At 67.7% G+C, this 22,617-nt stretch carries 24 protein-coding genes and 3 pseudogenes; 14 read left to right on the top strand and 13 right to left on the bottom strand.

Annotation, left to right across the window (positions count from 1 at the left end; genetic code table 11):
• Positions 1–101 precede the first annotated feature (101 nt).
• On the bottom strand, positions 102–830 hold the full coding sequence (locus Asi03nite_RS13050) for an MBL fold metallo-hydrolase (RefSeq protein ID WP_203679578.1): 729 nt from the start codon (positions 828–830) through the stop codon (positions 102–104).
• A gap of 54 nt (positions 831–884) precedes the next feature.
• Between Asi03nite_RS13050 and Asi03nite_RS13045 the strand changes: the two genes are divergently transcribed.
• Both Asi03nite_RS13045 and nadE read left to right on the top strand, forming a co-directional pair.
• The gene (locus Asi03nite_RS13045) at positions 885–1,481 is read left to right on the top strand and encodes a CGNR zinc finger domain-containing protein (protein ID WP_203679574.1); all 597 of its coding nucleotides are present in this window, start codon (positions 885–887) and stop codon (positions 1,479–1,481) included.
• A complete protein-coding gene (nadE, locus tag Asi03nite_RS13040; RefSeq protein ID WP_203679563.1) occupies positions 1,478–2,287 on the top strand; it encodes an NAD(+) synthase in 810 nt (269 codons plus the stop codon). The genes Asi03nite_RS13045 and nadE overlap by 4 nt, the downstream gene beginning before the upstream one ends.
• Positions 2,288–2,643: 356 nt before the next feature.
• Here nadE and Asi03nite_RS13035 read toward each other — a convergent pair whose 3' ends face one another.
• The 3 genes from Asi03nite_RS13035 to Asi03nite_RS13025 are packed head-to-tail and all read right to left on the bottom strand — an operon-like array spanning position 2,644 to position 4,303.
• Positions 2,644–2,757: an excalibur calcium-binding domain-containing protein gene (locus tag Asi03nite_RS13035; RefSeq protein ID WP_239102651.1), complete on the bottom strand. Its 114-nt coding sequence runs from the start codon at positions 2,755–2,757 to the stop codon at positions 2,644–2,646.
• Between the two features lie 21 nt (positions 2,758–2,778).
• Positions 2,779–3,528 (bottom strand): hypothetical protein, encoded by a 750-nt coding sequence (locus tag Asi03nite_RS13030; protein ID WP_203679558.1) that lies wholly within the window; start codon positions 3,526–3,528, stop codon positions 2,779–2,781.
• A gap of 37 nt (positions 3,529–3,565) precedes the next feature.
• A complete protein-coding gene (locus Asi03nite_RS13025) occupies positions 3,566–4,303 on the bottom strand; it encodes a hypothetical protein (protein ID WP_203679556.1) in 738 nt (245 codons plus the stop codon).
• An 89-nt stretch (positions 4,304–4,392) separates the two neighbouring features.
• Between Asi03nite_RS13025 and Asi03nite_RS13020 the strand changes: the two genes are divergently transcribed.
• Both Asi03nite_RS13020 and Asi03nite_RS13015 read left to right on the top strand, forming a co-directional pair.
• Positions 4,393–5,190, top strand: a complete 798-nt coding sequence (locus tag Asi03nite_RS13020) for an SDR family oxidoreductase (protein WP_203679554.1) — start codon at positions 4,393–4,395, stop codon at positions 5,188–5,190.
• A gap of 46 nt (positions 5,191–5,236) precedes the next feature.
• Positions 5,237–6,253 (top strand): 5'-3' exonuclease H3TH domain-containing protein, encoded by a 1,017-nt coding sequence (locus tag Asi03nite_RS13015; protein WP_239102650.1) that lies wholly within the window; start codon positions 5,237–5,239, stop codon positions 6,251–6,253.
• 34 nt (positions 6,254–6,287) lie between these two features.
• Here the strand turns inward: Asi03nite_RS13015 and Asi03nite_RS13010 are convergent, their stop codons facing one another.
• Positions 6,288–6,485, bottom strand: coding sequence for a hypothetical protein (locus Asi03nite_RS13010; RefSeq protein ID WP_203679552.1), 198 nt, complete (start codon positions 6,483–6,485; stop codon positions 6,288–6,290).
• Positions 6,486–6,562: 77 nt separating this feature from the next.
• Positions 6,563–7,402 (bottom strand): helix-turn-helix transcriptional regulator, encoded by an 840-nt coding sequence (locus tag Asi03nite_RS13005; RefSeq protein ID WP_203679550.1) that lies wholly within the window; start codon positions 7,400–7,402, stop codon positions 6,563–6,565.
• An 86-nt stretch (positions 7,403–7,488) separates the two neighbouring features.
• Between Asi03nite_RS13005 and Asi03nite_RS13000 the strand changes: the two genes are divergently transcribed.
• Together Asi03nite_RS13000 and Asi03nite_RS12995 are read left to right on the top strand one after the other, a co-directional pair.
• Positions 7,489–8,187, top strand: a complete 699-nt coding sequence (locus Asi03nite_RS13000; RefSeq protein WP_203679548.1) for an SDR family NAD(P)-dependent oxidoreductase — start codon at positions 7,489–7,491, stop codon at positions 8,185–8,187.
• Positions 8,188–8,549: 362 nt separating this feature from the next.
• Complete coding sequence (locus Asi03nite_RS12995) at positions 8,550–9,662, top strand: LacI family DNA-binding transcriptional regulator (protein WP_203679546.1); 1,113 nt, start codon at positions 8,550–8,552, stop codon at positions 9,660–9,662.
• On the opposite strand, the gene Asi03nite_RS12990 is transcribed toward Asi03nite_RS12995, so the two are convergent.
• Positions 9,586–10,596 (bottom strand): aldo/keto reductase, encoded by a 1,011-nt coding sequence (locus Asi03nite_RS12990; RefSeq protein WP_203679544.1) that lies wholly within the window; start codon positions 10,594–10,596, stop codon positions 9,586–9,588. The two genes, Asi03nite_RS12995 and Asi03nite_RS12990, sit on opposite strands and share 77 nt — an antisense overlap.
• Positions 10,597–10,824: 228 nt before the next feature.
• Here Asi03nite_RS12990 and Asi03nite_RS12985 point away from each other — a divergent pair, with 228 nt between their 5' ends.
• Complete coding sequence (locus Asi03nite_RS12985; protein WP_203679836.1) at positions 10,825–11,022, top strand: hypothetical protein; 198 nt, start codon at positions 10,825–10,827, stop codon at positions 11,020–11,022.
• A 38-nt stretch (positions 11,023–11,060) separates the two neighbouring features.
• Here the strand turns inward: Asi03nite_RS12985 and Asi03nite_RS12980 are convergent, their stop codons facing one another.
• The 5 genes from Asi03nite_RS12980 to Asi03nite_RS12960 all read right to left on the bottom strand — a co-directional run bounded on the left by Asi03nite_RS12980 (position 11,061) and on the right by Asi03nite_RS12960 (position 16,900).
• Positions 11,061–12,872 carry an ABC transporter ATP-binding protein gene (locus tag Asi03nite_RS12980; RefSeq protein WP_203679541.1) on the bottom strand — a complete coding sequence of 604 codons (1,812 nt, stop codon included), beginning with the start codon at positions 12,870–12,872 and terminating at the stop codon, positions 11,061–11,063.
• 69 nt (positions 12,873–12,941) lie between these two features.
• A complete protein-coding gene (locus Asi03nite_RS12975) occupies positions 12,942–14,180 on the bottom strand; it encodes a cupin domain-containing protein (RefSeq protein ID WP_203679539.1) in 1,239 nt (412 codons plus the stop codon).
• A 40-nt stretch (positions 14,181–14,220) separates the two neighbouring features.
• Positions 14,221–14,445, bottom strand: a complete 225-nt coding sequence (locus Asi03nite_RS12970; protein ID WP_203679538.1) for a hypothetical protein — start codon at positions 14,443–14,445, stop codon at positions 14,221–14,223.
• A gap of 815 nt (positions 14,446–15,260) precedes the next feature.
• Entirely contained in the window at positions 15,261–16,388 is a 1,128-nt protein-coding gene (locus Asi03nite_RS12965) for an NsdA family TPR-like regulatory protein (protein WP_482866045.1), read from the bottom strand.
• A gap of 101 nt (positions 16,389–16,489) precedes the next feature.
• Positions 16,490–16,900 (bottom strand): HflX-like GTP-binding protein, encoded by a 411-nt coding sequence (locus tag Asi03nite_RS12960; protein ID WP_203679535.1) that lies wholly within the window; start codon positions 16,898–16,900, stop codon positions 16,490–16,492.
• 112 nt (positions 16,901–17,012) lie between these two features.
• Between Asi03nite_RS12960 and Asi03nite_RS12955 the strand changes: the two are divergent.
• The 7 genes and pseudogenes from Asi03nite_RS12955 to Asi03nite_RS38785 form a co-directional block, all read left to right on the top strand.
• Positions 17,013–17,222 (top strand): annotated as a pseudogene (locus tag Asi03nite_RS12955) (transposase); the annotation flags it as partial.
• A gap of 560 nt (positions 17,223–17,782) precedes the next feature.
• The gene (locus Asi03nite_RS12950) at positions 17,783–18,175 is read left to right on the top strand and encodes a peptidase inhibitor family I36 protein (protein ID WP_203679532.1); all 393 of its coding nucleotides are present in this window, start codon (positions 17,783–17,785) and stop codon (positions 18,173–18,175) included.
• A 441-nt stretch (positions 18,176–18,616) separates the two neighbouring features.
• A pseudogene (locus Asi03nite_RS12945) lies at positions 18,617–18,757 on the top strand (IS110 family transposase); the annotation flags it as partial.
• A gap of 312 nt (positions 18,758–19,069) precedes the next feature.
• Positions 19,070–19,363 carry a recombinase family protein gene (locus Asi03nite_RS12940; RefSeq protein WP_203679528.1) on the top strand — a complete coding sequence of 98 codons (294 nt, stop codon included), beginning with the start codon at positions 19,070–19,072 and terminating at the stop codon, positions 19,361–19,363.
• Positions 19,353–20,231, top strand: a complete 879-nt coding sequence (locus tag Asi03nite_RS12935; protein ID WP_203679527.1) for a GAF domain-containing protein — start codon at positions 19,353–19,355, stop codon at positions 20,229–20,231. Before Asi03nite_RS12940 ends, Asi03nite_RS12935 begins: the two co-directional genes overlap by 11 nt.
• A gap of 570 nt (positions 20,232–20,801) precedes the next feature.
• A pseudogene (locus tag Asi03nite_RS37810) lies at positions 20,802–21,020 on the top strand (adenosine deaminase); the annotation flags it as partial.
• Positions 21,021–21,119: 99 nt separating this feature from the next.
• Entirely contained in the window at positions 21,120–21,833 is a 714-nt protein-coding gene (locus Asi03nite_RS38785; RefSeq protein WP_203679800.1) for a DUF8817 family protein, read from the top strand.
• Positions 21,834–22,325: 492 nt separating this feature from the next.
• Here Asi03nite_RS38785 and Asi03nite_RS12920 read toward each other — a convergent pair.
• The coding region (locus Asi03nite_RS12920) for a hypothetical protein (protein ID WP_203679526.1) at positions 22,326–22,617 on the bottom strand (292 nt) is incomplete at its 5' end.

Below are 22,617 nucleotides of genomic sequence, written 5' to 3'. Positions count from 1 at the left end.
CGCTTCGGACGCCCGACCGGCCCAGCGGCCGGCAAGATGGGCCGCCACGGACGCCGGACCAGCCCAGCAGCCGGCAAGACCGGCCGCTTCGGACGCCGGGGTCAGTCCAGCTGAACGCGATCGATGAGACCCGCCTCGGTGAACGCCTTGACCAACTCGTCACGGCCCTCGGTGAAGTGCGCCCAGCTGTTGAAGTGCACCAGCACGACCTGGGTCGCCTGCAGGATGTGGGCCGCCTCGGCGGCCTGCCCGCTGTCCAGAGTGAGCAGCGCACCGTCGAACAGGCCGGTGCGCACGGCACCGGCGAACAGGATCGCGGTGCCGATCGGGCCGAACCGCTCGGCGATCCGCTCGACGATCGCCAGGGACGCGTTGTCGCCGCTGACGTAGACCGAGGGCAGACCGGCGGAGGTGAGCACGAAGCCGGTGACCTCGCCGGTGACCGGTTCGCAGCCCTCCGGGCCGTGCTGGGCCGGGACAGCCGTCACGGTCACGTCGCCGACCCGGAAGGACGCCCACGGGGCCAGGCCGCGGGCGGTGCCGCCGAGGCGCTGGGCGCCGCTGACCGTGGTGAGCGTGAGCGGGACCTCGGCGAGCAGCGCGCGGCCGGAGTCGTCCAGGTTGTCGGGATGCTGGTCGTGCGAGAGCAGGACCGCGTCGACCCGCCCGAGGGCCTCCGGCCCGGCCGCGGGTGGGGCGAGCTTGGTCAGCGTGGTGCCGCTCGGCGACGCGTAGCTCTGCGGCTGGTCGAACGTGGGATCGGTGAGGAACCGGACGCCCCCGAACTCGAAAAGGGCGGTCGGGCCTCCGAAGGCCTGGACAGTGATCATGTGAACCTCACGGATGGGATCGGTGATATCCGTGAGGCTATCGGGTTGTCACGGATGAGCGCAAGGCGTACCGTGAGGTCCGTGAACGACACCGCGCCCGGGGCGGACCTGCACCCCGGCCTCGATCTGGCCAACAGCCGCGTCACCGCGCCCGGCGGTCTGGTCACCGACCTGATCGACACGCCGGCCGGGGCGACGCGGTGGCTGGCCGAGCGCGGGCTGATCCCGGCCGGCGCCGAGCTGCGCGAGGCATGTGCGAGCCGGCTGCGGTCGATGCGGGAGCAGATCCGCGCCCTGCTGAACGCGCGGGTGGGGCAGTTGGAGCCCCCACCCGCCGCGCTGCGCGAGATCAACTTCGTGATCACCCATGTGCCCACCGCGGCCGAGTTGCACTGGGATCCCGCCCTCGGCCTGCACCGGGCCAAGCCGCACCCGACCGACCAGGTGGTCGACCACGCGCTCGGTGTCCTCGCCGCCGACACCGCCGACCTGCTCACCAGCGCCGACGCGGAGCGGCTGGCCGCCTGCGAGTCCAAGCCCTGCCAGCGGTTCCTGCTGCGCACCGGTCGGCGCCAGTGGTGCTCGGTGCGCTGCGGCGATCGGGCCCGTGCCGCGCGGGCCTACGCACGCAAGGCTAGGTTGGTCCCATGACCGAGCAGATCGCCCGTGAACTGGGCGTCACCGCGGAATTCGACGCCGCGCAGGAGATCGAGCGGCGGGTCGCGTTCCTCGCCGACACGCTCACGCGCACCGGCGCCCGGGCATTGATCCTGGGCATCAGCGGCGGCGTCGACTCGTCCACCGCCGGCCGCCTCTGCCAGCTCGCCGTCGAGCGCTCCCGCGACGCCGGCCACCAGGCCGAGTTCATCGCGATGCGCCTGCCCTACGGCATCCAGGCCGACGAGGCCGACGCCCAGGCGGCACTCGGCTTCATCCAGGCCGACCGGGTGCTGACCGTCGACGTCCGGCCGGCCGCCGACGCGGCGCTGCAGTCGCTGCTGGCCGGCGGACTGACCACGCGCGACGCCGCCGAGCAGGACTTCATCCTCGGCAACATCAAAGCCCGCGAGCGGATGATCGCGCAATACGCGGTCGCTTCGGCCACCCGCGGCCTGGTCGTCGGCACCGATCACGCGGCGGAGGCGGTCACCGGCTTCTTCACCAAGCACGGCGACGGCGCCGCCGACGTCGTACCCCTCAGTGGTCTGACCAAGAGGCGCGTCCGCGCCGTCGCGGCAGCCCTGGGCGCGCCGGATCCGCTGGTCCGCAAAGTTCCCACCGCCGACCTGGAGTCGCTGCGCCCCGGCGTCGCCGACGAGGACGTGCTCGGCTTCAGCTATGAGGACATCGACGACTTCCTCGAGGGCAAGCCGGTGAAGCCGGAGGTCGCCGAGGCCGTCACCGCACGCTTCCACCAGACCGCGCACAAGCGCTGCCTCCCGCCCGGCCCCGCCTAGGGTCCGGACGCACGCCGGCCGCGTCCCACCACAACCACAAGCTCTGCGTCCGACCCGGCCACGCCCAGGGGCCGAACGCACGCCGGCCGCGTCCCACCAACCATCGGCCTTGGTGGGACGCGGTCCTCGAGCCCTCGCCGCTTCGCGAGTCCGCGGCAGAATCCGATCGTGCGCTCAGCGTTGCCGCTGACCGAGGCGGCGACCGCGGAACCCCGGCGCGGGACTGATCGCAATCGGCGTCGCATCGCGCAGCGGCTTCACCGCGAACGGTAGGTGGCGCCGGCAGATCTGTTCGTCTGTCCCGGCACGGACTTTCCCCGGCAGGGCCGCCCAGACCTCCTCCGCCACAGCGGACATCATCGCTCGCAGGCCACGCCGTCGCTGTCCCGGTCCAGCGCCTTCCGGTACCCGGGCTCACCGGCGTAGATCGGCGCGGCGCCGGCCGCGCGGGACCGGGCCGGTGCGGGCACTTCCCGCACCGGCCCGTGACGTCACGCCTTCTTCTTGGTGTCCGGGACGACGATGACCTCGCCGGCGGCCGGCTCCTTGATCTCGGCGAACTCCTTGTCGAAGTCGGAGAAGACCATGTTGCTGCCGCCGATGTCGCCGACCTTGAGGACGTACGGCTGGCCGGTGGTGGCCACGTAGACAGACGTGCCCGAGTCCGCGTCGCTCAGCAGGATCGTCGGCGTGCCGTTGAACTCGGACAGCGCGCCCTTGGACAGGCCGGGGCTGGCGGCCGTCTCGTCCAGCAGCTTGTCGACGTCGACCGCGTCGAAGAACTGCGCGAGCGACTTGTTCTCCTGCCCCTTCGGCGTCTTCATCCAGCGGTTCTTCATCTGGGCGGCCATCTTCTTGCCCAGGTCGGCGCCGAGCATCCGGGTCCAGAACGACTTGTCCATCCGGGCGTACTGGCTGCCGCCGACGACCAGCATCTCCATCTTGCCGCCATCCATGGTCAGCGAGCCGATCTTGTCCTTGCCGGCCACCTTGAAGTCGAACTCCATGGTGGAGCCGTCATTGGTGATCTTCCCGGTCACGTGGTACGACTTCGACGCCTTCACCTGGTTCGACCCCCGCTTCAGGATCTCCGCCGCCGTCAGCGCCGGGATGCCGTTGGTGATCGGGGCAGCCGACGCCGACGCCGTGGGCCCGGCCTGCGCCTCGGCGGACTTGCCGGACGTGCATCCGGCGAGCAGCAGACCCGTCATGGCCACCGCGAGGGTGACCCGCTTCTTCATGTGCACTGTGTCCCCGTCGTACAGAATCAATAGGTTGTCAGGATTTTTTGGTCTTCTGCGACGGCACCTGGAAGACGTTGCCGGCATCCGGCATCGCGATCTCCGGGAACTCGGCGCCGAACTCCCGGAAGATCAGGGAGCCGCCATCGGAATCGATCTTCAGCGGGAGCGGCTCCCCGACCGTCGACACGTACAGGGCGTCGCCGGTCTCCGGGTCCTTCAGGACGATCGCCGGACGACCGTCCGAGACGGTCGCGTCGCCCTTGACCGCCTTGCTCGTCGAATCGAGCAGGGCCTCCACGCCGAAGTCGCCGGCCAGCTTGGCGAAGCTCTGGTCGTCGGGCGCCGGCCGCAGCCACATCCGGTTCAGCGCCGACGCCGGGACGCCCAGATTCTGCGCGCCGGGCACGAGGGCCGCCATCTTCTGGTTGACCCGGAAGAACCGCTGGTCACCGACGGCCAGCACCTCCATCCTGGCGCCGCCCATCGTCAGCGTCCCGAGGAAGTCCGCGCCGGCCCGCTTGAGGTCGAACGTGTCGGTCCCGCCGTCGCCCTGAAGGGTTCCGAACACATGGAACGACTTCGCGGCGGTGAGCGCCTGCTTCGCCCGGACCAGGATCTCCCACGCGGACGCCTGCGCCATGCCGTTGCCGGCCGGCGACGGCGAGGCCGCCGCGGCGGCGGGTCCGGAAGGCGCCTCGCTCCCGGAGGCGCACCCGGCGAGCAGCAGGAGGCCGGCGGCCACCGAGGCGGTGGCCGATCTGAGAATGTTCACGTGTGGTGGTTCCCCCGCATACGCTGAATCGAGCGAGGGGGACTGTAGCGCCTCCGACGATCTTGGCGCGCGCCGGTTATCGTGCTGCGATGAAGCGCACCGCCCTGGTCACCGGAGCGTCCTCCGGTATCGGCCTCGCCACCGCCGCGGCGCTGGCCGCCCGCGGCTACCGGGTCATCGGCACCAGCCGGGACCCGGCCTCGATCGGACACCCGCCCCGCGGTGTCGAATATCTCGCCCTGGACCTGAGCTCGGACGAGTCGATCGACGCGGCCGCCCCGCTGCTGAGCGGCGTCGACATCCTGGTCAACAACGCCGGCGAGAGCCAGTCCGGGCCGTTCGAGGAGCTGCCGGCGGACGCGCTGCGCCGGCTCTTCGAGGTCAACGTGCTCGGCCCGGTGCGGCTGGCGCAGCTGGCGCTGCCCGGCATGCGCGAGCGCGGGTACGGCCGGGTGGTCATGGTCGGCTCGATGCTGGCGTCGTTCCCGCTGGCGTACCGGTCCTCGTACGTCGCGTCGAAGGCGGCGATCAAGGGGTTCGCGAACGCGGCCCGGCACGAGTACTCACCGTTCGGCGTGTGGCTGACCACCGTCGAACCCGGGTCGATCAACACCGGGATCAGCGAGCGGCGGACGAAATACGTCAGCGGGGACTCGCCGCACCGCGCCGACTTCGAGCGGATGCTGACCGCTCTGGACCGCAACGAGAAGGCCGGCATCCCGGCCGAGCGCGTCGCCGCGACCATCGTCACCGCGATCGAGGCGGACAAACCCCGGCAGCGGTACGCCGTGGGCAGCAACGCGCCGTTCGTCTTCGCCCTGCGGCGGGTCGCCCCGGTCCGGCTGGTCGAGAAGATCACTCATCGCCGGCACGGCCTGGCGCGCTGACCGGCGCACGTTGGCCTTCCCCGCTCCCGGGTGGCAAACTCGCAGGGTGTCGCGTACGGGTGGGCTGCTGCTGGTCCTCGACGGGAACAGCCTGCTCCACCGGGCGTACCACGCCAGTGACGGCTCGCTGGAGCCCGCTCCCGCGCTGCGCGGGCTGATCGGCTACCTCGCCCGGGCCGCGGCGCAGCTGCGGCCCGACGCGGTGCTGGTCGGCTTCGACTGCCCGCGCGACTCGGCCCGGCGTGCCGACCACCCCGGCTACAAGGCGCACCGCCCGGCGAAGCCGGCCGAGCTGAGCCGGCAGCTGGAGATCGCGCCGGACCTGCTGCGGGCGGCCGGCGTGGGCACTGTCGTCCCGCCGGCGTACGAGGCGGACGACGTCCTGGCCAGCTCCTCCGCCCTGGCCCGGGAGCGGGGCTGGCAGTCCGTGCTGATGACCAGCGACCGGGACGCGTTCGCACTGATCGACGAGACCACGTCGGTGCTGCGGGTGCGCAACGGCGGCTTCGGCCGCTCGGTGCTGGTCGACGCCGAGTCCCTCCCGGCGATGTACGGCGTGCACCCCTGGCAGTACACGGACTTCGCCGCGCTGCGCGGAGACCCTTCGGACAACCTTCCCGGGGTACGACGGTTCGGCGCCCGTACCGCGGCCCGGTTGTTGAGCACATTCGGCTCGGTCGACCAGGCCTGGCAGGCGGACGTCGCCGCGCTGCGGGAGGCGGTCGGGGAGCTGGCCGCGACGAGTTTCCGCGACCCCACGTCCCGGGAGATCGTCGACCGCAATCGCCGGCTCATGCGGATGCGCCGTGACCTGCCTGTCCCCGGCCCGGAGACGGCCCGCCTGCCGCTGGACTACCTGGTGATCCGGCGGGCGCTGCGCGAGCACGGCATCAACCTGGGGCCGTCGCTGTGGGCGCTGACCGGGGGCGACGCGCCGGTCGAGACGCCCGACGTGCCGCCGGAGCCGGCGCCGGCCTGGGCCGGCACGTTGAAGCCCCGCGTCCTGCACGGCGCGATGTCCGGCCGCCGGGATCCGATCCCCGGCCAGACCGCCCTGTTCTGACGCGCGCCCGGTCCACGACCTGCTCGTGCCCCGGTCACGGTCGCAGGGCGCGCCTGGTGAGCCAGGACATCACGTCCAACGCGTGGGAGGCCGGGTCGCGGATCGGGTGGAAGACGTGTTCCGCGACGTCGTCGGTGATGATCAGAGTCAGACGGTCGTAGAGGGTCAGATCGCCCGAGGTCAGCGTCGGCAGGCCCGCGGCGCAGGCCCCGGACTTCTTCAGGCGAGGCAACGTCCGGCTCCCGGGCGCCCGAACGGCGGTGCCGCGCCACGCGGCGATGTGGTTCGTGCCTTTGACGTACGACCGGATCACACCTCGCTGTCCGCTCCGGAGAGTAGGGCCAGGCGCAGTTTTATCTCGTCGTCACTATCGGGGGCGGCGCTCATGATGACGATCTTCAAGTCCGCGTCGCCGTCGGTAAGCACGTCGCAGTCAACTGCAATCGGACCGACCCGGGGGTGGTCGATTATTTTGTGGTCGCTGCGGTGGGCGCCAACAGCGCCGTGCGCCCAGAGCATCGCGAATCGGTCGCTTCCCGCGATCAGCTCTTCGATCAGCGCACCGAGGCGGCGACTGTCCGGGAAACGGCCGGTCGCCCGGCGCAGGTCGGCTACCAGGGCGGCCTCCGGCGCTCCCGCCACCAGCGACGTCACGCCGTGCTTGTTGAGCCGCGGAACGCTGGCCAGGAAGGTGTCACGGACAAAATTGCGCAGGTGGGGCGGCACCTCCGACGGATCACCGCACAGCGCGGCCCAGCCACGGTTCCACCAGAGGAGCTGCCAGTCGGCTGCGAAGATCGCTACCGCTGCGTCATCGAGGCGCCGGACCACGCGCTGAACGCTCGCGGAGACGTGGTCGGTGATCTCGGCGGCACCGGGAGCATGGAGACCGGCGAGCCGGTAGAGGTGATTACGCTCGGCGCCGGACAGCTGCAACGCTCGGGCCAGCGCGGCCACGACCTGCTCCGACGGGCTCGTGAAACGGCCCTGCTCGAGCCGGACCAGGTAGTCGACCGAGATGCCGCTGAGCTCGGCAAGTTCCTCGCGACGCAGGCCCTTGGCCCGGCGCGTCCGGCCCAGCGGAAAGCCCACGGCGGCCGGGGACATCCGGTCGCGCCACGCGCGAAGGGTTATACCGAACTCGTTCATGCCTGCGAGTCTTACGCACCCGACGAGAATCTGGGTGGTAGCGCTTTTCCCTGGATACGGGGGCGGGACCGCGGCATGGTGGCGCCATGACGACCACTTTCATCACTGGCGCTAATCGGAGCCTCGGCTACGAGACGGCCCGCCGGTTGATCGCGGCGGGCCACACGGTGTTGGTTGGCGCCCGCGACGAACACGCCGGCAAGGTCGCGGCCGATGAACTCGGCGCGCGTTTCGTCCGCATCGACGTCACCGACGACGTCTCCGTGGCAGCCGCGGCCGCCGATGTGGAGGCCCACGAAGGCACACTCGACGTCCTGATCAACAACGCCGGCATTCACGGGCCGGCCGGCGACCCGAGCACCCTGACCGGCGCTGACGTGCTCGCGGTCATGGACGTTAACGTCGCGGGCGTGGTCCGCACGACGACCGCGTTCCTGCCGCTGCTGTCCCGCTCCGCCGACCCGGTCATAGTGAACGTGAGCAGCGGCATGGGCTCCCTGGACGCGACCCACGACCCGTCCCGACCCGAGTCGACCTACCTGGCACCGGTCTACACCGCGTCCAAAGCGGCCCTGACCATGCTGACCACTCAGTACGCGAAGGCGTTCCCCCACATCCGGATCAACGCAGCCGACCCCGGATACACCGCAACCGACTTCAACGGCCACTCCGGCCCACAGACGGTCACCGAGGGCACCGACGCGGTCGTGACCCTGGCCACCGAGGGCCACGGCCACAAGTCCGGCCGCCTCGTCGACCGTCATCGCGAGATCTCCTGGTCATGACGCCTCGATCAGCACTGGTCGCCGTAAACAAGCCACGAATCGGCCCAAGAACGCCGACCCGCGTATCTGCTTTCCCGAGCAACACGGCTTGACGAGCCCGCACGGCCGGACGAGGCGGCACGATCGCAGCGTCCGGCCGGAGACATTGCCTAACCAGCACGTGGGCCGTCAACTCGCCTGCCGCCGGGTCACCCTGCCGGCTTGATGACTGCCCTACAGCGCGATGGGGTTCGGCCGGTCGCCGCCTCGTACTCCGACACCTGCCGCCCCCAACCTTCGACCGGGTGCGATCTGGTATGCGTGAACACGGGCGTCACCGTGGCACACCGGAAGGTTGATCGTGGCGAATGTATAGTCGGGTGATGTCACCGAAGAGGCCGACGTTGGCTGACGTCGCCACCGCGGCGAACGTGTCCACCGCAGCGGTCTCCCGGGTCCTCAACAATTCCCCGGGGGTGGCACCGCAGACCCGCGAGCACGTCCAGCGGGTGATCGCCCAACTCGGATACCGGCCCGATCCCGTCGCCCGGGCACTGGCCTTCGGCCACGGCAGCGTGGTGGAGCTGGTGGTCGTCGATGACGCCGCGGTCTTCGGCGACAGCCCGTACTACGGTCGAGTTACCGCCGGGATCCTGCAGGAACTCGCCGGCGGGGAGGCGCAGTTGCGGGTCCATGTGGTCGACGAGTCCGGCGCGGCCGCCCTGCTGGCGAAGATCGCCGACACGGTGAGCGTGGGTGTCATCTTGATCAATGTGGCGCCGGAGCTGGCGGCAACTTTTCATGCGCGGTGTGAACGGGTGGTCTCGATGGGTCCGTCCGCCCCAGGGGTCCCGTTCGTCGACATGGAGAATGCCGACGGCGCGTACGCGGCGGTCGTGCACCTGCACGAGACCGGGCGCCGCCGCATCGCCGCGCTACACGGCCAGGAAAGCAACCCGTGCGCCGAGGCCAGGCGCGAAGGATTCCGGCGCGCGGTGCGTGACCTCGGGCTGGCCGACATCTCCGCGGTCGGCAAGTTCCGCCGGGAGGCGGGCTACGAGCTGACGCTGCGCCTGCTGGCCGAGGAGGCGGACGTGGACGCGTTCTTCGTCGGCTGTGACCTGATGGCGACCGGAGTGATGCAGGCCTTGGCCGACACGGACCGGCGGGTCCCCGAGGATGTGGCGGTCGTGGGATTCGACGACAGTGTGATCGCCGTCTGCACCACCCCGCCGTTGTCCTCGGTGCGTCAGCCGGTCGAGACGATGGCCGCGGCGGCCACCCGTGCGCTGGTGAATCGGCAACTCGCGCCGTACTGGCGGCGGGTGTTCCCCGCTGTCCTGCAAGTGCGCCGGAGCTCCGCCGAGGCTGACCGCCCCGGTGTCGTCGCCGCCGGGCGCCGCGAGGGTGCGGATCGGCCTACGGGCGCCGGCGTGGCGATTTCGCCAGGTAGCCGTGTGGGTACGGCAGCGGCCGACGATCCCCGGCGACGGTGAGGCTTTCCATGTGCTTGTCGGTGAGCGACCAGCCGGACGCGCCCAGGTTGACCGCGAGCTGATCGACCGTACGGGCTCCGATGATCGGTGCGGTGACGCCCGGCCGCTGCATCAGCCATCGCAGCGCCACCTGCGCCGGATTGCGCCCCACCTCATCGGCCACGGCGAGCAGAGCGTCGGTGACCGACCAGGTGCGCTCGTCGACGCTGTTCCGCCAGTTGCCGAGCCAGGGCTGCTTGTCCGCCTCCCACCGGGTGTCCGGTGGAGCCGAGGTCATGCCGCGCCGATACTTGCCGGTGAGCCATCCGCCGCGCAGCGGCGCCCACGGGATCATGCCGACGCCCTCGTTGCGGCACACCGGCACCAGTTCGTGCTCGACGTCCCGGTCGATCAGGTTGTACAGCGGCTGCAACGCCACGAACGGCTCCCAGCCGCGGTGCCGCGCCACGTCGACCGTCTTCTGCAGCTGCCAGCCCGCGTAGTTGCTCACTCCGAGATGACGGACCGTCCCGGCTCGCACCAGCCCGTCGAGAGTCGACAGGGTCTCCTCCAGCGGGGTGGACTCATCGAACGCGTGCACCTGGTACAGATCGATGTAGTCGGTGCCCAGCCGTCGCAGGCTGGCGTGCACGGCCGCGATGATGTGCTTGCGCCCCGCGCCGTGGTCGTTCGGGCCGCCACCGGTCGGCCAGAAGCACTTCGTGGCGATGACCAACTCGTCACGGGCCCGAGCGGCCAGCCAGCGGCCGATGATCTCCTCGGACGCACCGCCGCCGTACACGTCGGCGGTGTCGATGAAATTGCCGCCGGCATCGACGTACCGGTCGAGCAGTAGCCGGGACGCCGCCTCGTCGGCCTCGCCCCCGAACGTCATCGAGCCCAGACACAACTCACTGACCAGCAGTCCACTCGCACCCACATATCTGTGCTCCATGCTGCCATTCTGGTTGGTTGTGAGCCCGCCGCTGCCCCGTAAGCGCTTACGACTTTCGCACCATGCCGATGCTCGGCAAGCCCACACGGCGGACCACAGCGCCAAGTCCGGGCCCGTACGAATAACGGCGGATCTCGATGTCTAGGGAGACGCTCTGATGACGACCGACTACCCATCGAGCAGGACCCGGCCGTTGAACCCCTGGCATAGGTATCTGACGACCAGCTGGTGGCGATGCTGGTTGACCGGGCTCGCGGTGAGCCTCAGGTGATCCGCTCACACTCGCGGCCGAAGACCTCCAACGACAATCCGTACAGCGAAGTCTGGTTCAAGACGCTCAAGTACGCGCCGGCTTTTCTGCCGTACTACGCGATCTTTGCGTGGCCGCCCTCTTCAACGTTCCGGTCACTTGGATTGTCGTTCTGACGAGATCCGAACGTCGTCGCTGATCGACACCCAGGTGGTCAGACGGCTGTCTTCCCAGAAGGTCTACCGGTTGGCTGACCATGTGGGGCTGATCGGCGGGTTCGCGCGTCCGCTGGAGCCGATGGCGACAACAAACTCCGGCTGGCGAGAGACGCGTAGAGTCCGCCGGCGACGACGAGGTGGTCATGATCGCCGCGTTCGGCGATCTGCCCGTGATCGAGTACCACTATCTCGTCCGCGCTCCGGATGGTGGACAAGCGGTGCGCGATGATAATCGTGGTGCGCCCGACCGAGAGCCGGTCGAGGGCCCGCTGAACGGCGTGCTCCGTCTCGGCGTCCAGCGCGCTCGTAGCTTCGTCCAGCACCAGAACGGGCGGGTCACGAAGTAAGGTGCGGGCGATGGCGATGCGTTGTCGCTCTCCGCCGGAGAATCGGTACCCCCGCTCTCCCGCGATGGTGCTGTATCCGTCCGGGAGCGCTTCGATGAAGTCGTGGATCTGAGCGGCTTTTGCGGCGGCCTCGACCTCGTCCGAAGTAGCGCCCGGCTTGGCCAGACGGAGGTTGTCCCGGACCGTGGTGTGAAAAATGTGGGTTTCCTGAGAAACGACGCCGACCGTATCGGCGAGAGTTTCGAAGCTCAGATCACGAACATCAACCCCGTCAATAGCGACACGACCCCCGGTAACGTCGTAAAGACGGGGCACCAGATAACCGAGCGTTGTCTTTCCGGCCCCGGTGGGGCCCACGATCGCCAGCCGGCCACCGGCCGGCACCTCGATGTCGATTCCGCTCAGTACCTGCTTGTCGCCATAAGAGAAATGCACGTTCTCGAACCGGACGTTCCCGCGAGCGCGGCGCAGCGGGACGGGGTGCTCCGGCGCCGGAATATCGATGGGCAGGTCAAGATACTCGAAGACGCGCTGGAACAGTGCCAGTGAGCTTCTGACAGCGATTCCCACTTGCATGAGCTGTGCCACCGGGCCGAAAAGCCCCTGCTGGAGCGCGGTAAAGGCGACCAGGGTGCCGATCGATATGAAGGTGCCGGTGTGGTGGGCGACGAGTCCGGCGCACCAATAGACCATGACGGGCATGGCCGACATGACCACCTGCACCCCGCACTGTCGCCATCGCCCGGCCATTGCAGACCGGACGCCGAGGTCGGCAAGGTCTTTCGAGTGTCTCCCGAACTCGGCCACGAGGACGGGTGAACTGCCCAGGGCACGAGTCAGCAGGAACCCGTTCACGGAGAGGGATTCCTCGAGGAAGGCCGAGATCGTCGCCAGCTTCTGCTGTCGCTCGAGAGTGATGGCCCTGCGTTCCTCCCCGACACTGCGACTTATTAACGCGAAGACCGGAAGCAGCAGGATCGACAGCACCGTCAGCCGCCACTCCAGGATCACCATGGCAATGAGACTGGCCGCGACGGTGGCGAGACTCCCGACGACCGTGGCTGCCACACCGGTGACCGCGGCGCTCATCCCGCCGACATCGTTGGTGATCCTTGACTGTATTTCACCGGTGCGGGTACGAGTGAAGAACGCCAAGGACATACGCTGCAGATGGTCGTACACCCGCTTGCGCAGATCGTTTATGATCTCCTGTCCCACAGTCAGCGACAGATATGACTCGATAACCGCGGCGACTCTGATTCCTACGGTTGCGAGCAGCATGCCGGCGGCCAGCTCGGTGAGCAGGCCGATCCGGCCATGAGGTAGCGCCACATCGAGGATCTGACGCAACAAGAAAGGTGGGGCAAGTGACAGCACCGCCCCCAGCACGATCAGAATCAACACCGTTGCGAGCCGGCCTCGGTGAGGCGAAAAGAGTCGCAGGATTCTGGGCAACTGCATCTACGACGACTCCCTCGCGTGCGCACGGGCTATGACGTGGAAGAGCCGACCTCATCAGGCGGACAGTGATCAACCAAGAGTGAGGAAACCTTCACGAACCAGGGCCCGTATCAAGACCTGTCGGCCCGGGCTGTCCAGATCACCGGGGATTTCGGCGGCGGCGAACCCACCATTACCGTTGTGTTCCGCAACAAACCGAACCTCGTCCGCCACCCTGGCGGGAAACTGAACCGTCTTGTTGTGAAAGTCCAGCGACACCGCATCCCGGGTGACCGTCGTCTTCCACCGCAGGTCCGGCCGACGCCGCACGAGCGTGTCGACGCCGACCTCAGCGACGTCCTCGAGGTCGGAGAGATGATGACGCAATGCGGGCGGACCGAGTGAGGCGGCCCGTTTCAATGACTGCTCCACCATGTCCGGCGGCGACAGTTGCTGCCACAACGAGCCAAGCAACTCCTCGATCGCCTTCTGCATTTTATGTCGCGCTGCCCCGTCGGACGCGAACCCGATAGGCAGTCCCTTACGGAACCGGACGTCCGCGGCGAACACCTTCTTGATTTCCGCCTGTATCAGGTCCGACCACAACAAAGGATGCGCACCGATGGTGACGTGGACTGATGTGCCCTCGTTCGACTTCGCAGAATGAATGATTCCTCGCGGCAGATAAAGGACGTCTCCGGCATGCAGATCGAACTCCTGTTCCGGATCGCCCGGGCTCGGTCCCGACTTATCATATGACTGGCCCCGCAGAGGAAGCTGCAGCGGCGAAGCGTACAGCCGCCAGCGTTTAGTTCCGTGTACCTGCAGTACGAAGACATCATGCATGTCGTAGTGCGCTTTGAAACCCTGCGCGCCGGCCGGGGTGATATAGACGTTCGCCTGAAATCTGCTACTGGTTTCCGTGCACAGTGTTCCGCAGAGACGCTTCAGTGGTTCCCATCGCCGATCGAGTGAGTTGAGGATGATGGTCGAGCCCTTTCGGTAATACGCGTACAGCGCCTCAAGTGCGTTCATCGGCCCGTTCGGACCGCCTGAGAACAGGCTGGAGACCGGCGTCTCGTTGCCATCCAGAACCACCCGCAGCTCATCGGAAGTCAGGCTGGACATGGACAATACATAGTCGACATCGTCGAGCGTCAGCAGATCTGCGAAATATTCAGGATCGCCTCGGCTCACGACGAGCGGGCGCTTCTCCCAATGATCACGTACGAAGGTGTCCACATCAGTTGGATGAATTAGTCCGGACAACGCCGATGATGCCTGCCCGGTCTCCGGCGAAGTCATTCCTCGGCTAACGGCGTCAGCCATTGCTCGTGTCCCTATTCCGCCGGTTCGGCAGGCGCCCGGATCAGTCGGTGTCGTCCACGTTGTTGTCGCGTCGGCCACTGTCCCACCAATCGTCGTCGTCGGCAGGTCCGACGTTGGGGTCGTCCTTACGGATGTCGGTATCCATTGGGTGAATCACCGTTATGTCGTCGTCGTTCAGCGAAGTCGCCATCGCCAGCGCCCCTCTCGGCCCCCGGACATCCTCCTGATGACCGTATAACACCTGCACGCGCACACGCACACGCACAGGAACAACTCCATTCAACGGTACGCCTTCATGGGCTCGGCGGAGGACTTCTTCTTGGAATGGTTCTTCGGGATCTCGGGCCAACAACCCGGGGTAAAGGTCTGGCAATCGCGAGGCGTGCGGGTCCGGGGAAGCGCTCCCGGACCGCCGAGTACGGCCGAGGACCAACAAACTCAGAGCGAGGGTTCGTCGGTATACGGCGACTGGCTCGGCGTCGATGCCCACGGTGCAAGCGCCCCGCGGCGGGGAACTTATCCGGCCGCCAGCGGGGAGAAATCCGTGGCCGCCAGCTGGGACAACTACTGGCCGCCTCTGGGGCGAATTGATTGGCCATTGACAACCCCGGCCGGGACCCTGCAGGAATACGTGCACCAGGGCCGCGAGTATTACGGGAGCCTCGGTCTGCGATCAAGCGGACCCTCCACCCGGATGTCCCCGGACCAACTCACCGCCTGGCTGTCTCGGCGCCAGTCCCCGCCGAAGCGCTGCAAACTCTGCGAACCGGCCCTGCCGGGCGCCTCAGCCCAACACGGGAGCCGGTATGACAGGTGCAGCGTCACGTGCCCCGGTCGAGACGGCCACGACCAGATCGGCCGGCACGGCCAAGGCATGCATGCCGTACTAGCTGACGCGGGCGAGGTCGCGCAGCGCAGCCGGGGTTGGTGTGCAGTCGGAGTCGGCGATCGAACGCGAGCATCAAAGCCCTCGCACGATGCGTGCAACGTAAGTTCGTTCATCAAACCGTACCTGCGGAACAACTGGTCGAGCCGGTTCGCGGTTCAGAGGCCACTGCCACGCCGGGGCGCCCGCTGACGTCATGCAGCTTCAGCAAGCAGGTCAGCGAGGCGCTGTGCTTCAGCGAGGTTCCGGTCGCTGGCGGGCACGCTGGCGTACAGCTCGGCCGCGCGCTGTCGAACCAGGCCGGCCCGGTAGCTGCCGGGTCGTCTCGTAAGCGCGTCGACGGCGGCCTGACACCCTCCGGCAGGGTCGCCGTCGTGGCGGACGCACATCGCACCGTCCAGGAGCAGCAGTGTGCGTGTCATGCCGGTCTCGCTGGACAGGGCCAGGCCAGCCTCTTGGCTCTTCGCGGCGAGCGTGCTGGCCTTCAGGTGGGTCAGGGCCTGTGACCGGTGCACGAAGTGCTTCTGCAGGCCGTACCCAAGCCATGTGTCCGCACTCTCCGCGACCGACAGCTTGCCCGCGATCCGGTCTGCGTGCTGCAGCGCGTTGTTCGCGTCCTTGGTGGCGCCGGCGATCGCATGGGCTCGCGCCGCGACCGAGGCTGCGAGCGCGGCCGCGGCCGCGGCGGTGTCGGCCCGGCCGGCTGCCTGTCGGGCCTGCCCGGCAATGCGGGCGGCGACCAAGGGGGCGCCCCAGTTGAGCGGCACCATTGCCTTGCGCGCCAGCACCCAGGCGCGCAGACTGCGGTCGCCGGCCTGCTTGGCGGCTTTCTCGGCGGTGGTGAAGCAGGCCAGCGCGTCGCGGCTGCGGCCCATGTCGTGCAGCACGATCGCGGCCATCCCGCCGAGCTGCCCAATCGCCCGGGCCAGGTCGAGTCTGTCCTGACGCGGGTGGTGCAGCCTCATCAGCGGCCCGGCGCCGGCCAACTCGTCGACGAGCTGGCTCAGGACGTCCTCCGGCGGCTGGCCGTTGTAGCCGCGGCTGATCTTTTCGACGGTGGTCTGCAGCGAGGTCAGATCCACCTCGCCGTCGTACGCGAGGGCGGCGTCGGTGTCGGCCAGAACCCCGGCGAGGAGTCCGGCCGTGCTGGTGGCAACGGTGCTACGGAGGAATCCTCGACGGTCCACGGGGGCGGTCTCCCTCCCGGCTGCGGCTCGCTCGGTCGCTTCCCACGGTCGTGCGGCCAATCCCAGCATGGCACCGGGGATGTGTAAACCGTCAGCGGTGCACCGTCCACCTTGCCCCCGCGGGAACCGCACCATGTCGTCCTACCCGCCAGATCTCTTTGCCCAGCCGAACCTGTACCACTCGCCGAACGCTTCCGCAGGCAGCGCTCGAGACGCTCCCGCCGCCGGCCCCGCTGCTACCCGGTCTCACCGTGGGCGGCGAGATCATCGCCGGTGAATACGAGGCAGCCAAGCATGTCGGCCAACACGGTGCGCTGGATGTGCGTCAAGGTGTTCACAAAGATCGCGGCGTTGACGTCTGACTTCCGGCACGCCTCAGCGATCTCGCGGACCTTGCCGTTCGTCAGCAGCGTCCGCCGGGAGAAGGGTTGAGACATCCGACCCGCTCCGCCGGGTCGCTCGTTCCACCGGTCGGAGGCGCCGCGGCGTTGAACGTATCGGCCCACCACCCGGCTACCACGGGCTTCGGCGAGGGCGGCAAGCTCGTCGAGCCTGACCTCGTACCGCTTCTCCTTGGCCGAGAACAGGCCGATAAGTACAACGTCGGCACCGTCGAGCGGGTCATCAAGGTTCCGGTACTGCTTCACGCTGACATGATCGCTATACCGTGACTTCGGGGCCAGAGCTTTCCGGCCCGTTTGACGGCCGTTGGCCCCATTTCACCCCCGGCCACGCTGGAAAGGCTCAACACCTTGGACGTTGATCATCGTTGATGCGGGGAGGGCATTCGCGGCTCGGGGCCGGCCAGGGTTGTCGCCGGGACAGTTATCACTGGTGCCAGCGTTGCAGTTCGCCAGCGATCTGACCGATCGGCAGGCCGGCGAGGCGGTGCGGGCCCGGATCGAATGGAAGTACTGCCTCGGACTGGAGCTGGACGATCCGGGGTTCGACTTCAGCGTGCTGTCGGAGGACTTATAGTGACACCCCCGTATAGCAGCAGCTCAGGGCACCCTTGCCTGAACACGAAAAGACCCTGGCCGCGGCGACCGGCGGATAACGAGCAAAGAGCTCACCTCGGGTGCCCGGCCGGAGTACCGTCAACTTTTGCGGGTTCCGCTTCTATGCCGGACTCAGCGGTGTGGTCCAACGCCAGGATCCGGTACGACAACGGGGCCGGTGCCGTTCAGGTCGCCGTGTCGGCCGAGGCTGTGTCGACAGCCGCAATGTATCCGGTCGATGTCTGCTCCGGGCGTATCATCCACCTCCTCACCTGTCGAGAGAGTTTCCCGTGAGCCGTTCTGGTCGATCGCCGGGCTGAGACAGCTCGCTATCCCAAGATTGCTTCGTGCCCGGTTCTGTATGGGGGATGGCGGCGTCCGGCACACTGAACGGTTACCAGGAAAACTAAGAATACGGTCAGATTCTTACGTCGATCCGAAAAACGAACGCGGCTGTTGTCCCGGCACCGCTGCGGCTCCCCTGTGTGGCGGAAACTCGCTGAATCAATCGAAAGAGAACAGGAGAAAACCATGCTGAAGAAGACCGCAGTAATTGTTGCTCTCATCGGCGGTGTGTTGTTCGCGCCTGTCTCGTCTGCCGTCGCGTCACCGACAGCGCCCGCCGGCCAGCCCTGCCCGGCCGGCAATATATGTTTCTACAAGGACATCAATTTCGAGGGCCGGCTGTGGAGTTGGAACAGGGGCGAGACCGAGCAGTGGCTCAAATTCACGGGCTTGGACGAGGAGGCCTCGTCGATCATCAACAACACGAGCATGACCGTGCGGGCGCACCGCCTGGAAGGCAATCGTGGAGACTGGGTTTGCGTTTCGGCGAACGGCGGTCAGATCCCGGATCTTGGGGCGCATAATCTAAATGACGCGATATCGAGCTTCCAAAGCAGCGACTATGCCTGCATCCCGTGAAGGTCTGTCCGAATAGTTGGATCCCGGGGGCTTGATTCTACCGGCAAGCCCCCGGAGCTCTATTCAGAACACGGTGGTCGCTTTTCTCGCGGTCCCGCGTCAGGGTGACGATGCGTAACGGCGGCCGTCCGTCGAGGGTTCGCCTGGGTTGTGTGGACTCAGGAGTACCTCGGTGGACGGCCGCCGCGTAGTGAGCGTATGACCGGGATGCGTGCGGACCAACTCGCGGCACTGATTCTGGCGGTGTCCACCCTTGTGGGTGACTGGCAGCCGAGGAAAGGACGTCGCAAGGCTGTGAGCCCGCACCGGGCGGTGGTGCTGGCCTTGTTCCTGCGCAGACACGACAACGTTCAGGACGTCGCGGGTGAGCTGTTCGGGTGTTCACAGGCGACGGTCTCGCGGGTGTTCCGCAAGGTAAGGCCGCCGCTGGAGCAGGCCGCCGACGACACCCTGGCCGAGCTGGAGGTGCTGGTCGGCTACGACGATGATCCCGCCGGCGAGGTCACCCGCATCACCAACCGCATCCGCGGCCTGCTCACCCGGATCCACCCGCCGCTGGGACGGGTACCCGGCCCAAAAGTGCAGCGCCGCAACGCCTCAGCCGACCCACACCGGGCGACGCCGAAAAGGACGCGAACGAGACATCGTGAGGATCGTCCAGTAAGCGATCAGATCCTCAGATTCCCAGCCACGACGCATGCATCGACCAACGGCCCGTAACCCAGGGTTGAGGAAGATCGGTACAGCGGTAGAGATGATCTTGCCCGTTGGCCGAACCGCCAACGGACCGCTGACCCCGGTGCCGCGGTGACCAGCGGCGCGACCTGTCTCACACAAGGTGTCCGGTGATCTGTCCGGTGAGGGGGGCTATCCGTTACCGATAGGCTCACCGGCATGACCGCCGTGCTGATCGGCTACGCCCGCTGTTCCACCGACAAACAGGACCTGGAAGCCAACCGGCAGATCCTGCTCGACCTCGGCGTGCCCGCTGATCAGATCTACCTCGACCGGGCGTCCTCCGGCAGGGCCCCGAAACTGTCGAAGACCCGGCAGGCGCACCTGCTCAAGCTGCACGCCGCGGCGAACACACCATCGCCGAACTGGAAGCTGTTCGAGGTGTCGCGCCCGACGGTGTACCGAGTCCTCGAACGCGCCAGCATCACCACAGCTACAGCGGATGCGGCATGACCGCCGCAACCACGTACGCCGCCCCGGCCTGAACACCCCCATGGGAAGCGAGCACCACACCGTGTCGATCACCGCTGACAGGACCGTCCTCACCGACTCGGCCCGGCTGGCTGCCGTACGCCGTTACGAGATCCTCGACGCCCCCGCCGACGGCCAGTTCGACACCATCGCGGCGGCCGCCGCCGCGGTGTGCGGCACCCCGATCGCCACGGTCAGCATCGTCGACGCCGACCGGGTCTGGTTCGCCGCGGTCAAGGGACTCGATGGCGTCACGCAGGTCGGCACCGAACCGGGACTGTGCGCTTCGGCGTTCTGCGCCGAGGGCCCGTACGTGGTCAACGACGCGGTCACCGATCCGCGCACCTTCGAGCATCCGTTGGTACGCGGCGAGCTGGGGCTGCGGTTCTACGCCGCCGCCCCGGTCGTCACCGCCGACGGGCACCACCTCGGCACCGTTACCGCGATCGACGCCATGCCCCGGGAGTTGACCGAGGCGCAGACGACCGTGCTCGGCCATCTCGCCGACCAGGTCGCGCAGCACCTGGAGCTGCGCCTGGCCACCATCAAGGCGGTACGCGCCGAACGCCAGTTGCGCGACGAAGCCGAGCAACGCGCCGCCGCCGCCGCCGAGCTCGCCGCCCAGATGCGAGCCGCGGCTGCTGTGCAGGCCACCATGCCGCACCCTGAGCACTGCCAGCTCGGCGGCACCGCCGGCTGCACCGCGCCGGCCGAGATCAAGATCGCCGACTCGTGGGGCGACTCGGCCTGGGGCTGCACCACCCACGTCGAAGAGGCCATCCTCAACGTCCGTTCGGTGTTCATCGCCAGTGAGGAACTCGGTGGCCTGGCCACCTACCTCAACCGTTGACCGTCACCACGAACCCACCGTCGGGCCGCCCGTGCGGTACCGGCAGCGGGGTGACGGCCCGCCACGCGCGTGCACCGTCGCCATGCTCGTGCGTCGTGCTCTTCGGCTCCGCTTCTCCTCCACAGAATGAGCAGGCTCGCCGGCGACCCCCGCTCGTAAGCGGGGGTGACTCACAGAGCTGTCAGGGCGGTGTGGGCACGAAGGCGAATACTCAGCGAGGTGACGGCGCCCCGTACCGTCCGGTGGTGATGGTCAGTGCGGCCGCCGCCGGGCGAGTTCAGGCGATGGTTCCGCCTTGCCGGGCCGCTACCGAATGACTCCCCACGGGCGACTGGTTTGCGATTATCCCGGATTCGGAGGCGCCGATCAGGGCGGCTGTGACTGTCCCCGCTTCCGCCGATGTCGTGGTGCCCGGTGCGACCGCACGGGTAGGCCGGACGCCGCTGCTGGCGGCCGCTGCCATCCCGCTGGCCGTGACGCTGATCTACCTGTACGCCGGTCATCAGCTGGGTGCCCGGCTTTCTGCCCGCCGCCCCGGTGGCCGACCCTCACCCTGCCACCGCGTTGAGGCCGCTGCCGCGGTTGGTGGCCGCGGGCGTGCCGGTCACCATCAACTCCGACGACCCGCCCATGTTCTCCACCACCCTGAATCGGGAGTACCAGGTGGCCGCAGACCTGCTCGGTCTGGACGAGCACGGTGTCGCCGAGCTGGCACGCCAGGCCGTGCGGTACTCGTTCCTCGACGGTCCAGGCAAGGCCGCGGTGCTGACCGAGATCGACAACTATCTCAAGATGTCCTCGTGCCGCGCTCGGCCGTTCGGTTGCCCGTGGCCGACGATCGGCCATTTTCATGGGCGCGCGCCCCTTCACGACGGCTACGAAGTGTGGATGACCAACGAGGTAACCATTCCCCTGCTGCCCTGCCCGTCGATCGACGACATCGTCGCCTTTTACGCGGTGCTGGGTTTCCACACCACTTACCAGCAGCGCAAGCCCAACCCGGCCGTGGGGCTGCAACGTGAAGATCTGAATCTGCAGTTCTTCGAGATCGCGGGGTTCGATCCGACGCAGTCCTACGGCTCGTGCATTGTGCTGACCTCGGACACGGGGCAGCTGTACCGGGCTTTCGCGGCGGGAATGCGCGCCGCATACGGCAAGGTGTTGGTCTCCGGAACGCCGCGGATGACCCGGCCCCGGGCACGGAAGAACGCCGACGGGCTCAGCGGCTTCAGCGTCATCGACCCGGGCGGCAATTGGATCCGCGTCTTCCAGAACGCCCCGGCCTCCCCTGCTCCGGCGCCGACTGGACGGCTGGGCAAGGCGATGGCGAACGCCGTCGTGCAGTCCGACTCCAGAGGGGACGCCCGGCAGGCAGCTCGGATTCTCGACAGTGCATTGGCCCATCCTGAGGCAGATGACGACCCGGTCGCGTTGGTGGAGGTGCTCGTCTACCGCGCTGAGGTTGCGATGGTCCTGAACGATCCGGCCACGGCGGTCGAGATGCTGACCCGTGTTGACCGTGTCGCGTTGAGCGCGGACGAAGCCACACGAGCTGCTGCCGCGCATGAGGCCGCTACCGATCTTGCGGAAGTACTGTCCTGACATCATCGACGCACACGGGCTCGAGTCCCCCCTCGGACACTTTTAAGTCGCATTCGTGTCCCACATTGGTGTCAATGTGGGACATGATAGCCGCAGGCGATCTCGCTTGGCCAGGCTGAAGAAGAAGTAAGTATTGAATTCAGCTTGGCTGCTTACTTCTAGGTGCACACAGGCCTCTGGCCTGGATCTTTGCTAATTATGTGATCCCAGTCACGCCAATGATGCGTGGCTTCCTCGTCGGTGCGCAGGATTAAGGTGCCGCTGGCACTTTCGCAACGCTACGGGATTCAGAGACGCGCTCGGCATCGCTGCCCCGTGCAACCTTTCGGCAGCCAAGGGACGTGTTTGTCGGCGAGCGTTGCGCCCTGCTGGACGGTCTGCGGTGTTCGCCGTGCGCCGCGCCTGTCCCTGACCTCACGCTTGCGTGTTGCCGGTGGAACCGCCCGGCTCAGCGGTGCGCGCGAGCGGCCGGGCGGCGAGTGTGTCGATGAGTTACGCGGTGGGCACTGTGGTCACGTCGATGGCGGGGACGGTCCCGAACAGGGTCCGGGTGATGGCGGACAAGGGTGGGGTTGTCAGGTAATCGTTGACTGCTGCGGTGACGGTGACGGTGACGGTGACGTCGCTGTTGCTGCTGGTCGTGTAGTGCTCGACGCGGCGTACGCCGTATTCGGTCGCCCAGTAGGTTCTCGTTCTGACACCATTCCATTTGATGACGTTCCGGGCTCCTTCGACGGCCTGCCACGCCAGCTGGAGAACCTGTGCCAGGCTGTGTTCTCGGAGT

Source organism: Actinoplanes siamensis (genome assembly GCF_016862395.1).
Lineage (GTDB): Bacteria > Actinomycetota > Actinomycetes > Mycobacteriales > Micromonosporaceae > Actinoplanes > Actinoplanes siamensis.
The sequence above is the reverse complement of the archived record's forward strand: the minus strand, read 5'-3'. Positions and strand labels throughout refer to the sequence as shown.